This is a genomic window from Pseudarthrobacter sp. NPDC080039 (assembly GCF_040702335.1).
GTDB classification, from domain to species: domain Bacteria; phylum Actinomycetota; class Actinomycetes; order Actinomycetales; family Micrococcaceae; genus Arthrobacter; species Arthrobacter enclensis_A.
Genome location: NZ_JBFBKY010000003.1, coordinates 80,826 through 94,294 on the forward strand (window position 1 = coordinate 80,826; position 13,469 = coordinate 94,294).

At 67.5% G+C, this 13,469-nt stretch carries 12 protein-coding genes; 4 read left to right on the forward strand and 8 right to left on the reverse strand.

Annotation, left to right across the window (positions count from 1 at the left end; all coding sequences use genetic code 11):
• Positions 1-107: 107 nt before the first annotated feature.
• Genes tsaD through AB0313_RS04315 form a run of 6 tightly spaced genes read right to left on the reverse strand, consistent with a single transcriptional unit; the run spans position 108 to position 5,361 of the window.
• Complete coding sequence (tsaD, locus tag AB0313_RS04290; protein WP_141942541.1) at positions 108-1,199, reverse strand: tRNA (adenosine(37)-N6)-threonylcarbamoyltransferase complex transferase subunit TsaD; 1,092 nt, start codon at positions 1,197-1,199, stop codon at positions 108-110.
• Positions 1,196-1,714 carry a ribosomal protein S18-alanine N-acetyltransferase gene (gene rimI, locus AB0313_RS04295; protein WP_307311917.1) on the reverse strand — a complete coding sequence of 173 codons (519 nt, stop codon included), beginning with the start codon at positions 1,712-1,714 and terminating at the stop codon, positions 1,196-1,198. The genes tsaD and rimI overlap by 4 nt, the downstream gene beginning before the upstream one ends.
• Positions 1,711-2,382 (reverse strand): tRNA (adenosine(37)-N6)-threonylcarbamoyltransferase complex dimerization subunit type 1 TsaB, encoded by a 672-nt coding sequence (gene tsaB, locus AB0313_RS04300; protein WP_366303842.1) that lies wholly within the window; start codon positions 2,380-2,382, stop codon positions 1,711-1,713. The genes rimI and tsaB overlap by 4 nt, the downstream gene beginning before the upstream one ends.
• The gene (gene tsaE / locus AB0313_RS04305; RefSeq protein ID WP_366303844.1) at positions 2,376-2,981 is read right to left on the reverse strand and encodes a tRNA (adenosine(37)-N6)-threonylcarbamoyltransferase complex ATPase subunit type 1 TsaE; all 606 of its coding nucleotides are present in this window, start codon (positions 2,979-2,981) and stop codon (positions 2,376-2,378) included. The genes tsaB and tsaE overlap by 7 nt, the downstream gene beginning before the upstream one ends.
• On the reverse strand, positions 2,978-4,216 hold the full coding sequence (gene alr, locus AB0313_RS04310) for an alanine racemase (protein ID WP_141942550.1): 1,239 nt from the start codon (positions 4,214-4,216) through the stop codon (positions 2,978-2,980). Before alr ends, tsaE begins: the two co-directional genes overlap by 4 nt.
• 53 nt (positions 4,217-4,269) lie before the next feature.
• Complete coding sequence (locus AB0313_RS04315) at positions 4,270-5,361, reverse strand: carbohydrate kinase family protein (protein WP_366303847.1); 1,092 nt, start codon at positions 5,359-5,361, stop codon at positions 4,270-4,272.
• 80 nt (positions 5,362-5,441) lie between these two features.
• On the opposite strand from AB0313_RS04315, the gene AB0313_RS04320 reads away from it, so the two are divergent.
• From AB0313_RS04320 to AB0313_RS04335, 4 genes are all read left to right on the forward strand, one after another.
• Entirely contained in the window at positions 5,442-6,869 is a 1,428-nt protein-coding gene (locus AB0313_RS04320; RefSeq protein WP_366303849.1) for a 6-phospho-beta-glucosidase, read from the forward strand.
• 76 nt (positions 6,870-6,945) lie between these two features.
• On the forward strand, positions 6,946-8,211 hold the full coding sequence (gene mshA, locus AB0313_RS04325) for a D-inositol-3-phosphate glycosyltransferase (RefSeq protein ID WP_366303851.1): 1,266 nt from the start codon (positions 6,946-6,948) through the stop codon (positions 8,209-8,211).
• A gap of 90 nt (positions 8,212-8,301) precedes the next feature.
• Positions 8,302-9,978, forward strand: coding sequence for a formate--tetrahydrofolate ligase (locus AB0313_RS04330; RefSeq protein WP_307311898.1), 1,677 nt, complete (start codon positions 8,302-8,304; stop codon positions 9,976-9,978).
• 124 nt (positions 9,979-10,102) lie between these two features.
• Positions 10,103-11,020, forward strand: coding sequence for an endonuclease domain-containing protein (locus AB0313_RS04335; protein ID WP_141942560.1), 918 nt, complete (start codon positions 10,103-10,105; stop codon positions 11,018-11,020).
• 80 nt (positions 11,021-11,100) lie between these two features.
• On the opposite strand, the gene AB0313_RS04340 is transcribed toward AB0313_RS04335, so the two are convergent.
• A complete protein-coding gene (locus AB0313_RS04340) occupies positions 11,101-12,186 on the reverse strand; it encodes an inositol-3-phosphate synthase (RefSeq protein WP_331323196.1) in 1,086 nt (361 codons plus the stop codon).
• A gap of 162 nt (positions 12,187-12,348) precedes the next feature.
• Complete coding sequence (mgrA, locus tag AB0313_RS04345; RefSeq protein WP_366303854.1) at positions 12,349-13,389, reverse strand: L-glyceraldehyde 3-phosphate reductase; 1,041 nt, start codon at positions 13,387-13,389, stop codon at positions 12,349-12,351.
• Between the last annotated feature and the right edge of the window lie 80 nt (positions 13,390-13,469).

Here is a 13,469-nt window from a genome sequence, read left to right on the forward strand (position 1 = left end):
CGCCCCGAAACGGGGCACTTCGACACGGACACGCCGGCCGCCGTCGTGATGTCCGTCGCGGAGCCCCCGAAGTGCCCCGCGACGGCTCCCCGGAGCCAGGGCTGGGGTCAGGCCGGAAGGGATACCGAGGTGACCGGCATTGACGAATCCGGGGCGAACCCAATTCCGCTTGGCTCCACGCCTGCCATCACCAGCTGCGCGCCGAGGGCGGCCACCATGGCGCCGTTGTCCGTGCAGAGATCCAGGGGCGGGACGTGCAGCCGGATGCCGGCGGACGCGCATCGCTGCCCGGTCAGTTCGCGGAGCCGTGAGTTGGCCGCCACTCCCCCGCCCAGCAGGACGTCCTTGATGCCCTGCTCGCGGCAGGCCAGGACCGCCTTGGATGAAATCACGTCCACCACGGCCTCCTGGAAAGCGGCCGCAATGTCGGCAACCGGGAGCTCTTCGCCGCGTGCCTCGAACTGCTCCACGCACCGGGCCACGGCGGTCTTGAGTCCGCTGAAGGACCAGTCGTACCGGTGCGGCCCGGGTTCGTCGGCGGTGCCCATGTACTTGGGCTGGGTCAAGCCGCGGGGGAAGCGGATTGCCTTGGGGTTGCCATTGCGGGCCATCTTGTCGATGGCCGGGCCGCCCGGATAGCCCAGCCCCAGGATCCGCGCCACTTTGTCGTAGGCTTCTCCGGCGGCGTCGTCGATGGTGGAGCCCAGGAGTTCAACGTCGCCGGTAATGCTCTTGATCCGCAGGATCTCGGTGTGGCCCCCGGACACCAGCAGGGCGCCCAGGTTTTCCGGCAGTTCCTGCTTCCGGCCGCTGGCGCGGTCGTCCAGCAGTCCCACGCCGACGTGCGCCACCAGGTGGTTGATCGCGTACAGCGGTTTTCCGGTGGCGACGGCGAGCGCCTTGGCGGCGCACACGCCCACCATGAGCGCGCCGGCCAGCCCGGGCCCGGAAGTGACGGCGATGGCGTCCACGTCGTCCAGGGTGACGCCGGCGTCAGCAAGTGCCTGGTCGAGGGTGGGGACGAAGGCGTCCAGGTGGGCGCGGGACGCGATCTCGGGAATCACGCCGCCGAAGCGGACGTGCTCGTCCATCGAGGAGGAGACGGTGTTGGTCAGGAGGGACGTCCCGCGGACGATGCCGACGCCGGTTTCGTCGCAGGATGATTCGATGCCCAGTACCAGGGGCTGGGTGCGGTTCATGCCTGGCCTGCCTCCGTTGCTTCGTGTCCTTCAGGGTGTGATGCGGCCAGCTGGAGCCGCATGATGAGGGCATCCACGCCGTCGCGGTAGTAGCGCGGCCGGACATGGATCTGTTCAAAGCCGAACCGCACGTACAGGTCCTGCGCCCGCGGGTTGTCGGCACGGACCTCGAGCAGGACGTCGGCGGCGCCGCGGTGCCGGGCCTCATCGATCAGTTGCGTGAGCAGGGCGCTGCCGATGCCGCGGCCCTCATGGTCGGGGACGACGGCGATCGTCTGGACGTCCGCGATCGGCTCGATGCACATCAGGCCGGCGTAGCCCACGATGCCTTCGTCCGTTTCCGCCACGAGGTAGCGGCGGGTCTCCGGCTGAGACAGCTCGTCCAGGAACATCTGCACGGGCCACGCGTCGATGGGGAAAAGCTTATGTTCCAACACCCCGACGGCGGGGATGTCGTCCAGAGTCATGTCCCGGATGGTGATTCCTGCCAGGCGGAGGTGCGGGACGGTGTTCACAGTGCCCGCTTCCGTGGTCCGGGTACCTGCGCGTCGGACTCGCGCAGGTACAGGGGGGTGGAGTCCAGCAGTTCGGCGCCGGAAGCCAACCGGGCCAGCGCAAACTGGCCCAGGTACAGGGCGTCGGGCTGCTCCCCGGCAAAGTCAGGATGGGCCTTGAGCACGTCCCCGTACAGTCCGGCACCTGCCCCGAATGCCGGCAGGTCCGGCAGGTCGGCCGCGAATCCTACGTGCGGACCGTCCTCCAGCAGGGGAAGCTGGTCATCCGAGAGGCTGTAGCGGGCCCAGTAGACCTCCTTGCGGCGGGCATCGGTCACCACCAGGAACTCGGGAACGGCGGCCGTGGACTCGGCGACTTCCAGCGCGACGGCATCCAGGCTCATCACCCCGTGCAGGGGTTTGCCCCAGACAAACGAGAAGGTGCGGGCGGTGGCAATGCCCGAGCGCAGGCCCGTGAACGGGCCGGGTCCCACGCCCACCACCACGGCGTCAACGTCCTGGCCCCTGACACCGGCCCCGGACAGCATGGCCCTGATTCCCGGGGCGAGCACCTCGGCGTGGCTCCGGGTGTCCTCCGTGGCAAAGCTGGCCAGCACGCTTTCCGGTGCGTCATCGGATACCAGGGCTGCGCTGGCGACCGCCGACGTATCGATGGCAAGGATCAGCATCCCGTGCCCCCTTCGAAGCCTCCGAGTTCGGGGGCGGTGGCCCACCGGGGCCCGTATCCGCGCATCACAAGGGTGCGGGGTTCGTCCGTGTCTTCGCCATCGAAGTCCAGGTTCACGGCCGGTCCGGAACTCCCGGCAGCAGCCAGGCCGCCGGCCCCCAGCCCGATGGCCCGGTGCAGATCGATCTCCAGCCGGCTCTCGCTCAGGTGCTCCACCCGCTCATGCCCCCACTCCACCACGGTGACGGAGGAGTCCATGGTGTTTTCAAGGTCGATGTCGTCGATTTCAGCCGCGGAGCCCAGCCGGTAGGCGTCAACGTGGACCAGGTCGGGGCCGCCGGGACGGGGGCCGTCCGGCAGGTTGGGGTGGATCCGGACCAGGACGAAGGTAGGGGAAATGATGCCTGGCCGGACGCCCAGACCCTCGCCCAGGCCCTGGGTGAACGTGGTCTTCCCGGCACCCAGCTCGCCGGACAGCACCAGCAGGTCCCCGGCCTGCAGTACCTCCGCCAGACGCGCGCCGAAAGCGTGCGTCTGGTCCGCCGTCGTCGCCGTGAAGGTCTTTTCCCAATTGGCAACTGGCTCTTCAAGCGCGCTCACGGGGTGCCCGCCTTGCCGGGGACGGCAACCAGGCCGGTGTCGTTGCGTGCCGGTTCGTCCTCGTTGATGAAGCGGCGGGGTACGCGGGGGCTGATCCTGGTGACGATTTCGTAGTTGATGGTCCCGGCGGCGCGTGCCCAGTCGTCAGCCGTGGGGCCGCCGTCGGACCCGTCACCGAACAGTTCCGCTTCCGCCCCGTGCAGGCCCGCTCCTGAGGCCTCCGGCCCGAGGTCGATGACCATCTGGTCCATGGCGATCCGCCCCACCACCGGATAGGTCTTACCGGCGACGCGGACTGGGCCGCCCGTGGCGACGCGGGGAACGCCGTCGGCATAGCCCATGGGGATCAGCGCCAGGGTGCTGGCCTCCCTGGTGCGGTAGTGCAGGCCGTAGGAGACACCCTGTCCCGCGGGCACCTCCTTGCACTGCGAGACCAGCGTGCGCAGGGTCATGGCAGGGCGAAGTCCCAGCTCGGCGGACGTCTGCCCCTCAAAGGGCGAGAGCCCGTACATTCCGAGGCCCACCCGCACCAGGTCGAAGTGCGTGTCCGGCCGGGACAGGGTGGCGGGGGTGTTGGCCAGATGCCGGACTTCCGGGTCAACGCCTGCATCCTCCGCGATGGCCAGTGCCTCGCGGAATGCCGCCACCTGCTGGTCCGTTTCGGGCCGCTCCGGTTCATCGGCCACGGCCAGGTGGGAGAAGATGCCCACCACGCGCAGCAGGCCCTGGTCCTGGTACTCCACGGCCTCCCCCACCAGGCGGTCCCAGGTCTCCGGAGTTGCGCCATTGCGGCCCAGTCCGGTGTCCACCTTGAGGTGAATGCGGGCAGGGCGTTCCTGCTCACGGGCGGCGGCAACAATGCGTTCCAGCTCCCACCCCGAGCAGCCGATGTCGACGCCGGCAGCCACGGCGGCGCCGAAGTTGCTGTCGGTGGTGTGCAGCCAGGCGAGAAGAGGGGCGTCGATGCCGGCGGCCCGCAGCCCGAGGGCCTCGGAAATGTGGGCAACGCCCAGCCAGGAGGCACCGGCCTGCAGGGCGGCGCGGGCCACCGGGACGGCCCCGTGCCCGTAGGCATCGGCCTTGACGACGGCCATGACTTTCGCTGGGGAAGCTGCGTCGGCCAACCGGCGGACGTTGTGCCGGATGGCGTCCAGGTCGATCACGGCGGACCGCTCGTGGCGGGGGTCCGGCCCGGAGGCAGCACTGAATTCACCGGTTGTTGCGGGGTAGGTCACCTGATTGATTCTAGTGCGGGCACTTCACGCCGAATAATCAGGGGCCGCGCCGCTCAGGCGTCCGACAGGTGCGCGATGGTTGCCGCCGCCCTGCGCTGGGCAGCCAGCGGCACGTCTTCGATGATGTCCGCGAGGAACCCGAAGCGCCTAAGCCACTGGCTGGTCTGCCGTTCCGGGCGCGCATTGGCGCGTTTCCACCAGTCGGCAATGTCCCCCCAGCCCGGAGCGGCCAGGGATCCGCCCACCTCCTGCACCGCCAGCGACGCGCACAGGTTGGCGAACCGCAGCCTGTCCCCCAGCGGCCAGCCAGCCAGGGTTCCCACGATGAACGCCGCGTCAAAACAGTCCCCGGCTCCCGTGGGGTCATGGGCCTTGACCGGAAGGGACGGCACCCACTCCTCCTCACCGGTTTCCGAGTCCACGGCCATGGCGCCCTGCGCTCCGAGGGTCACCACGGCCACGGGCACCCGGTCCGCCAGCGCATAGAGGGCGCTCCACGGATTGTCCTTGCCCGTGAAGGCCATTGCCTCGCGCTGGTTGGGCAGGAACGCGTAGAAGTACTTCAGGTTTTCGAGCCGCACCGGCGCCCACTCCCCGCTGGGATCCCAGCCCACGTCCCCAAACAGCTTCACCCCGGACGCATGCGCGGCCCGGGCCCAGGTTTCCATCTCCAGGCCCAGCTCGGCTATGCCGGCGAGCGCTTTGGGCGGCTTTCCAATGAGCTCGGAGTTGGTCACAGGAGCGGAGTGCCCGTGGGTGACCAGCGAGCGGTCCTGGTCCACGCACAGGGACACAGTGACCGGTGAGTGCCATCCCGGGACGCGGCGGGAGAGGCTGAGGTCCACGTGTTCCTGGCTGGAGAGGATTTTCCAGTTGAAGTCCCCGTACCCGTCATCCCCGAACGCTGCCGCCAGCCCGGTGCGCAGGCCCAGCCTCGCGGCGGCGATCGCCTGGTTCGCCACCCCGCCGGGACAGCTGCCCATGCCGTCGCTCCAGATCTCGGTGCCCGGTTCCGGCCCGTGGGGAAGGCCGGTGAAGATGATGTCCTGGAACACGGTTCCGGCCAGCAGGAGGTCGAATCCCGGCTCGGCCGGTGAGCGGACGGCCGCCAGCGGATCGAAGGGGCGGGCTGGCATCGCGTCCATAGTGCGCAGGATACGCCGGGCCGCAGCCCTGCGGTAGGGGGTATGGACACGTTGTCGGAGGGCGGTCCTAGACTGCATCCATGCGGCTTCTGATTGCCGGCGGCGGGGGTTTCCGGGTGCCGCTGATATACCGGGCGTTGGTGTCCGGGAGCTTTTCCGGGCTGGTCACCGAACTGGTGCTGTACGACGTCGATCCTGCCCGCCTGGATGCCGTCACCGCGGTGCTGAAGAGTATGCCCGGGAGCCACGGTGCGCCACTTCGGGTCAGCGCCGCCACCGATCCCGCCAAAGCCCTGGCCGGGGCCGGCATCGTGTTCGCCGCCATCCGGCCGGCCGGGACAGGCGGGCGGGTGGCCGACGAGAAAGTGGCCCGCGACCTGGGGCTGCTGGGCCAGGAAACCACCGGGGCCGGCGGGATCTCCTACGCCCTGCGGACCATTCCCCATATGCTTCGCCTGGCCCGGCGGATGCGGGAACAGTGCCCGGACGCGTGGCTGATCAACTTCACCAATCCTGTAGGCATGGTCACCGAGGCGCTGCTTCCGGTCCTGGGGCACCGGGTCATCGGGATCTGCGACTCGGCGGGCGGCCTGGTACACCGGGCAGCCCGCGCTGCCGGCGTCCCCCTGCGGGAGGGACATCTCGACGGCGTGGGCTACTACGGGCTGAACCACCTGGGCTGGCTGTACCGGCTGGAGTCCGGCGGCCGGGACGTGCTGCCCGGGCTTTTGGCGGACCCGGCAGCACTGCAGTCGTTCGAGGAAGGCAGGCTCTTCCCGCAACCCTTCCTGGCCAGGCTGGGCCTGCTGCCCAACGAGTACCTGTATTACTACTACCGGTCAGGTGACGCACGGCAGGCGATTCGGGCCATGGCCCAGACCCGCGGCGAGACCATTCACGGACAGCAGCTGGAGCTGTACCCGCGGCTCGCCGCTGCCGGACCGGATGCGTACAGGCTGTGGGAGGAAGCCCGGCGTTCCCGCGAAGAGGGGTATCTGGCGGAGGCCCGGAGCGACGGCGGGCACCGCGATGAGGAGGACCTGGCCGGCGGCGGCTATGAACGGGTGGCCCTGGCGGCGATGCGCGCCCTCGGGGGCGGCGGGGAGACGCAACTGATCCTCAATACCCGCAATTCACTGCCTCCGCCGGACAAACTGACTCCGTCCGCACGCCCGCCGGCCACCACCGTCCCCGGCAGTGCCCAACCAGCCATTCCGGGCCTGCCGGCGGACGCCGTCGTCGAAGTTCCCTGCACAGTCACGGCCAACGGCGCCGTCCCGCTGCCCCAGCAGCCGCCGGACGGTCCACAGCTGGAACTGCTGCAGCGGGTCAAGGACGTGGAACAACTCACGGTTAGTGCCGCCACCACCGGGAACCGTGCTGCCGCCCTTGAGGCCTTCGGCCGGCACCCGCTGGTGGATTCCGCGGAACTGGCGGCAAAGCTCCTGGCCGGCTATGAGGCGGCGTTTCCGGATTTGGGGAAGATGTGGGAGGGCCGTGGGCGTTAGGGGAAGGAGTAGTGTTTTATCGAATGCGCACTGAACCGGCTCCCCTGAAACGCGCCGGCAGCCGGAAGGAGGTCCCGTGGCACTGATCCGCAGGGTTGCTTTGCTCTCCCTCCACACCTCCCCCATGGAACAGCCTGGCTCCGGGGACGCCGGCGGAATGAATGTCTATATCCGCGAACTCGCGTCGGCACTGGCTGAGGCGGGGGTGGAGGTGGAGATCTTCACGCGCGCCACCTCAGCCGACCAGCCCGCCGTCGAACATCCCGATCCCGGCGTGTGCGTGCACAACGTCATGGCCGGCCCGGCCAGGAAGATCCCCAAGGAAGAACTCCCCGGGCTGCTGCACGCAATGGTTGCCGAGATCGAGCAGATCCGCTCCCGCCAGCCGCATGGGCGGTATGACGTGATCCATTCGCACTATTGGGTGTCCGGAATCGCCGGGCTTGAGCTGTCCGAGCTGTGGGGCGTGCCGCTGGTGCACACCATGCACACCATGGCCAAGGTCAAGAACCTGTTGCTGGAGTCCGGCGAAAAACCGGAACCCCGGCGGCGGGAACTGGGCGAGCACCGGATCGTGGAGGGCGCTGCCCGTCTGATTGCCAACACCAGCTCGGAGGCGGCAGAACTCGTTTCCCACTACGGCGCCACGTACGACCGGATCGACATCGCCCCGCCCGGCGTGGACCTGGCCACCTTCACCCCCGCCTTCCGGGCCCGCTCCAGGGCCGGGCACGGCATCAGCCCGGACACCTTCCACCTGGTATTCGCAGGCCGGATCCAGCGGCTGAAAGGGCCGCAGGTCCTGGTCAAGGCCGCCGCGCTGCTGCGGAAGCGCCGGCCGGACATCGACCTGCGCGTCACCATCCTGGGCGCCCTTAGCGGCAACAAGGAATTCAACCTGCGGTGCCTGGTTGCGGAGGCGGGGATGGACGACGTCGTCACGCAGCTTCCGCCGGTGAAGGCACCTGAGCTTGCATCCTGGTTCCGCGCGGCCGACGTCGTGGTGATGCCTTCCTTCAGCGAATCTTTTGGGTTGGTGGCCCTGGAGGCCCAGGCCTGCGGCACCCCCGTGGTCGCAACCCGGGTGGGCGGACTGTCGCGCGCCATTTTCCACGGCCGGACCGGGCTCCTGGTGGACGGCCACCACGCCGCGGACTGGGCCGACGCGCTTGAGGCCCTCCACGACGATCCCGCCACCCGCGAGGACCTGGGCCGCGCCGCGGCGATCCGTGCCCAGAACTCCGGCTGGCAGCGCACTGCCGCCATTACGCTCGAAAGCTACCATGCCGCCGTCGACAACTTTGTGGGCCGCCGCCTGGCTCCAGTGGTTCCCGCGTCCTGAAGTCCTTCGCCCCCGGGCCTGCTCCTGTTAGCTTAGGGGCAGGTCTCCGGCCGCCGGCCGGTGCCCGCGACTGCGCTGGAAAGGACAACGATGTCTGCCCTCCCTACCGATCTTGAAATCGCCCGCGCCGCCCGCATCCGGCCCATCGGCGAGATCGCGGCAGCGGCCGGAGTCAATGCCGACGCCCTGGAACAGTACGGGCGGTACAAGGCGAAGATTGATCCGGCCCGGCTGGCGGCGCCTGAACCGCACGGCAAGGTGGTGCTGGTGTCCGCCATGTCCCCCACTCCCGCCGGCGAGGGGAAGTCGACCACCACCGTCGGGCTGGCGGACTCGCTGGCGCGCGCCGGGCACAAAGTCATGATCGCGTTACGGGAGCCGTCGCTGGGCCCGGTCCTGGGCATGAAGGGTGGTGCCACGGGCGGCGGCCTGTCCCAGGTGTTGCCCATGGACGAGATCAACCTGCACTTCACCGGCGATTTCCACGCGATCACGTCAGCCAACAACGCGCTGATGGCCCTGGTGGACAACCACATTTACCAGGGCAACGCCTTGAACATCGATCCGCGGCGCATGACCTTCAAACGCGTGCTGGACATGAACGACCGGTCCCTGCGGGAGGTGGTGATTGGCCTTGGCGGGCCGACGCAGGGCGTGCCGCGCCAGGACGGGTTCGACATCACCGTGGCATCCGAAGTGATGGCCGTCTTCTGCCTGGCCACGGACCTGGCGGACCTGCGGTCACGGCTGGGCCGGATCACGTTCGGCTACACCTATGATCGGAAACCCGTGACCGTGGCGGACCTCGGGGTGGAGGGGGCGCTTACGTTGCTCCTCAAGGAGGCGGTCAAGCCCAACCTCGTGCAGACCATCGCGGGTACCCCTGCCCTGGTGCACGGCGGCCCGTTCGCCAACATCGCCCACGGCTGCAATTCGCTCATCGCCACCCAAACCGCCCGGCGCCTGGCCGACATCGTTGTGACGGAAGCCGGGTTCGGGGCTGACCTGGGCGCCGAAAAGTTCATGGACATCAAGGCCAGGTACGGAGGTCTGGCGCCGTCCGCCGTCGTGGTGGTGGCCACTGTCCGGGCGCTGAAGATGCAGGGCGGGGTTGCCAAGGACCAGCTGGCCCGTCCTGATCTGGCTGCTCTTGAGGCAGGCGTGGCCAACCTGCGCCGGCACGTGCACAACGTGGAGAAGTTCGGGGTCACACCGGTGGTGGCCATCAACAGGTTCTCCTCCGACACGCGGGAGGAACTGGATTGGCTGCTGGCGTGGTGTGCCGCCGAGGGAGTGCGCGCCGCCGTCGCCGATGTGTGGGGCCGCGGCGGAGGTGGCGACGGCGGTGACGAGCTCGCAGCGCTGGTTGCGCAGGCCGTGGAGGCGCCGAGCAGCTTTCGGCACCTGTATCCGTTGGAACTGCCTGTGGAGGACAAGATCCGGACCATTGCGCAGGAGATCTACGGGGCGGACGGGGTGGACTTCTCCGTGCCGGCCCTTCGGCGGCTTGCCGACATCGAGCGGAACGGCTGGAGCTCGCTGCCCGTCTGCATGGCCAAAACCCAATACTCCTTCACGGACGACGCCTCCCGCCTGGGCGCACCCAAGGGCTTCACCATCCACGTCCGGGATCTGCTGCCCAAGACCGGCGCCGGGTTCATCGTGGCCCTGACCGGCGCGGTGATGACCATGCCCGGCCTCCCCGCCGTTCCCGCAGCCCTGCGCATGGACGTGGACGACGCGGGCAACCCCATCGGCCTCACCTAGAACGACGCGTTGCTCTATCAGATCTGGTCCCTAAAACCCCGGGTTGGGAACCGTATCTGATAGAGCAACGCGAGCTGTGGATAAGTTCTGCGGGGCAACCGGCTTCCGGTAAACAATGTTCCCCATGCGTCTTGTTTCACCGCTGCCGGCCCACCTCGAAGCCATTCCCTTCACGGTCGCTGAAGCGCGGGCGGCAAACCTCAGCCGGGGTCGATTACGCTCTTCCGATCTGGCTTCGGCCGGACGCCTCCTGTATCTGCCGGCAGGGCGGGACTTCGAGCTTCCCGCAATGGCACGCGCCCTCTCCGCGGCGACTCCCGGAGCGTGGATATCGCACGCAACGGCCGCTATATTGTTGGGGCTCTGGCTCCCGCCGTGGCTCCAGGACTCCCGGGACCTCCATCTCAGTAAACCTCGAGCGTTGCCGCAGGTTCGACGGATGGGCGTCGTGGGGCATACCGTGCTGGCCTATAAGGACGAGACCATGGATTGGCAGGGCATTCGTATCTCGACAGCCTCACGGACGTGGCTGGACCTTTGTCGCCGGCTTCCCATGGAACATGTGGTGGCAATGGGCGACCAATTGGTCCGACAGCCGCACGACGGACTTGAGCTTCGGACCAAGCCCTGGGCAACGGTTCAGGAACTGCGGGAGATGCTGAAGCGGCATCCAAAGATGCAGGGCATTGTGAAAGCTCGGGCCGCCGTCGAACTGATCCGTGTAGGTGCTGATTCAGCACCCGAAACCTTTCTGCGTCTTGCTCTGGTTGACGCCGGATTGCCGGAACCTGAGCTACAGGTTCGGGTTGACGCCGGTAATCCGCGCTCCCCTGCTGCGGACCTGGGCTACAGGCGGCGGAGGATCGGCATCCAGTACGACGGCGGCCATCACCTGACACGCGAACAGCAATCCCGCGACAACCGCCGGGACGCATGCTTCCACTCCGCCGGCTGGCAGTACTTCAAATTCAACGCTGATGATCTTGCGAACGACTTCCGGCGGGCGGCCGGTCTGGTCCGTGCAGCGCTGCGGGAGCCTTAAACGCCAGTTGCTCTATCAGTTTTGGTCCCTAACCGGTAGGTTTAGGGACCAAAACTGATAGAGCAACCAGGGGTGAGGGGTTAGCGCTCCACGTCGCCGCGGATGAAGGCTTCGACCTTCTCGCGGGCGAGGTCGTCGTTGAACTGCTCCGGCGGGGACTTCATGAAGTAGCTCGATGCCGACAGCAGCGGTCCGCCAATGCCGCGGTCCAGGCCGATCTTCGCCGCACGGATGGCGTCGATGATCACACCGGCGGAGTTCGGTGAGTCCCAGACCTCCAGCTTGTACTCCAGCGAGACGGGGGCGTCACCGAAGTTGCGGCCTTCAAGGCGCACGAAGGCCCACTTGCGGTCATCAAGCCACTGCACGTAGTCCGACGGGCCGATGTGCACGTCTTTTGCGGCCAGCTCGGCCTCGACGTTGGAGGTCACGGCCTGGGTCTTGGAGATCTTCTTGGACTCCAGCCGGTCACGCTCCAGCATGTTCTTGAAGTCCATGTTGCCGCCGACGTTCAGCTGGTAGGTCCGGTCCAGGGTGACGCCACGGTCCTCGAACAGCTTGGCCATCACACGGTGGGTGATGGTGGCGCCGATCTGGCTCTTGATGTCATCGCCCACAATGGGAACACCCGCGGCAGTGAACTTGTCAGCCCATTCCTTGGTTCCGGCAATGAAGACCGGCAGGGCGTTCACGAACGCAACCCCGGCGTCGATCGCAGCCTGGGCGTAGAACTCGGCAGCCTGCTGGGAACCGACCGGCAGGTAGCAGACCATGACATCGACCTTGGCGTCCTTGAGGGCCTGGACCACGTCCACAGGCTCTTCGGTGGACTGCTCGATGGTCTCAAGGTAGTACTTGCCCAGGCCATCCAGGGTGTGGCCGCGCTGGACCGTAACACCGGTGGGCGGAACGTCGGCGATCTTGATGGTGTTGTTCTCGCTGGCCAGGATGGCGTCGGAGAGGTCTACGCCGACCTTCTTGCCGTCCACATCGAACGCGGCGACGAACTCAACGTCACCCACGTGGTACTGGCCAAACTCAACGTGCATCAGGCCGGGAATGGTCTCACCGGGATCGGCGTCCTTGTAGTACTGGACGCCCTGCACCAGCGAGGCGGCGCAGTTGCCCACGCCAACGATTGCAACACGGATCGGATGTGAAGACACAGAACTCCTTTGGGGACAAACGTTTGCCGGCCGGACAAGCCTTCCCAGAGAGGACGACGGCGGCCGGCTGGCACGGCGCCGCGCGGCGCCTTTTCATAGTACCCAACACAGCAGGACCGGCCGTTGTTCCGCCGGTCCCGCCGTGTAACGAAAACAGACCGGTCAGGCGTTCTGCTTCCAGAGGTTGATGTCCGATTCCACCGCGAATTCATCGATGGCATTCAGCTCGTCAGCGGAGAAGCTGAGGTTGTCGATCGCGGACAGGCTGTCCTCCAACTGCCGGACACTCGAGGCACCGATCAGGGCGGACGTAACGGGCGAGCCCTTGGGCTGATCGCGCAGGATCCAGGCGATGGCCATCTGGGCCAGCGACTGCCCGCGGCCTTCGGCAATCTTCCGCAGCCCGCGGACCCGGTCCAGCTTCTCCTCCGTGATGGAGTCCTCCGAAAGGAAGCGGGCCTTGGCTGCCCTGGAGTCGGCGGGAATGCCATGGAGGTAACGGTCCGTGAGCATCCCCTGCGCCAGCGGCGAGAACGCGATGGAGCCCGCGCCCACCTGGTCCAGCACCTCGTACAGGTTGGGCGAGCCGTCCTCCGTCCAGCGGTTGAGCATGGAGTAGCTGGGCTGGTGGATCAGCAGCGGCGTACCGAGTTCCTTGAGGATACGGGCGGCTTCAAGGGTCTGCTCCGGCGTGTAGGAAGAGATGCCCGCGTACAGCGCCTTCCCGGACCGGACGGCGTAATCGAGGGCGCCCATCGTTTCCTCGAGTGGCGTTTCCGGATCGGGCCGGTGGCTGTAGAAGATGTCCACGTAGTCCAGCCCCATGCGCTGCAGCGATTGGTCGAGGCTGGAAATCAGGTACTTGCGGGAGCCCCATTCACCGTAGGGGCCGGGCCACATGTAGTAGCCGGCCTTGGTGGAGATGACCAGTTCATCCCGGTAGGGCTTGAAGTCGTCCCTCAGGTGCCGTCCGAAGTTTGTTTCCGCCGATCCGTCCGGGGGACCGTAGTTGTTGGCGAGGTCGAAGTGGTTCACCCCGAGATCGAACGCCCGGCGGAGGATGTCGCGCTGCTCCTCGAACCGTTTGTCGTCCCCGAAGTTGTGCCACAGGCCCAGGGAGACGGCCGGGAGCTTGAGGCCGCTTCGGCCGACGCGGCGATAGGGCATGGAGTCGTAGCGGTTCTCCGCTGCAGAATAAGTCATACATTCCATCCTGCCACCTGTGAGCTGCGCCACGCGGGAGATGTTAGCGCTCAGCAGAAAAAGTTGTGCCGCGGGCGAGG

Coding starts and splice junctions, on each gene's coding strand:
- mgrA (WP_366303854.1), bottom strand. CDS start 13,389: ATGACTTATTCTGCAGCGGAGAACCGCTACGACTCCATGCCCTATCGC.
- AB0313_RS04335 (WP_141942560.1), top strand. CDS start 10,103: ATGCGTCTTGTTTCACCGCTGCCGGCCCACCTCGAAGCCATTCCCTTC.
- AB0313_RS04315 (WP_366303847.1), bottom strand. CDS start 5,361: ATGGACGCGATGCCAGCCCGCCCCTTCGATCCGCTGGCGGCCGTCCGC.
- AB0313_RS04320 (WP_366303849.1), top strand. CDS start 5,442: ATGCGGCTTCTGATTGCCGGCGGCGGGGGTTTCCGGGTGCCGCTGATA.
- AB0313_RS04330 (WP_307311898.1), top strand. CDS start 8,302: ATGTCTGCCCTCCCTACCGATCTTGAAATCGCCCGCGCCGCCCGCATC.
- tsaB (WP_366303842.1), bottom strand. CDS start 2,382: ATGCTGATCCTTGCCATCGATACGTCGGCGGTCGCCAGCGCAGCCCTG.
- tsaD (WP_141942541.1), bottom strand. CDS start 1,199: ATGAACCGCACCCAGCCCCTGGTACTGGGCATCGAATCATCCTGCGAC.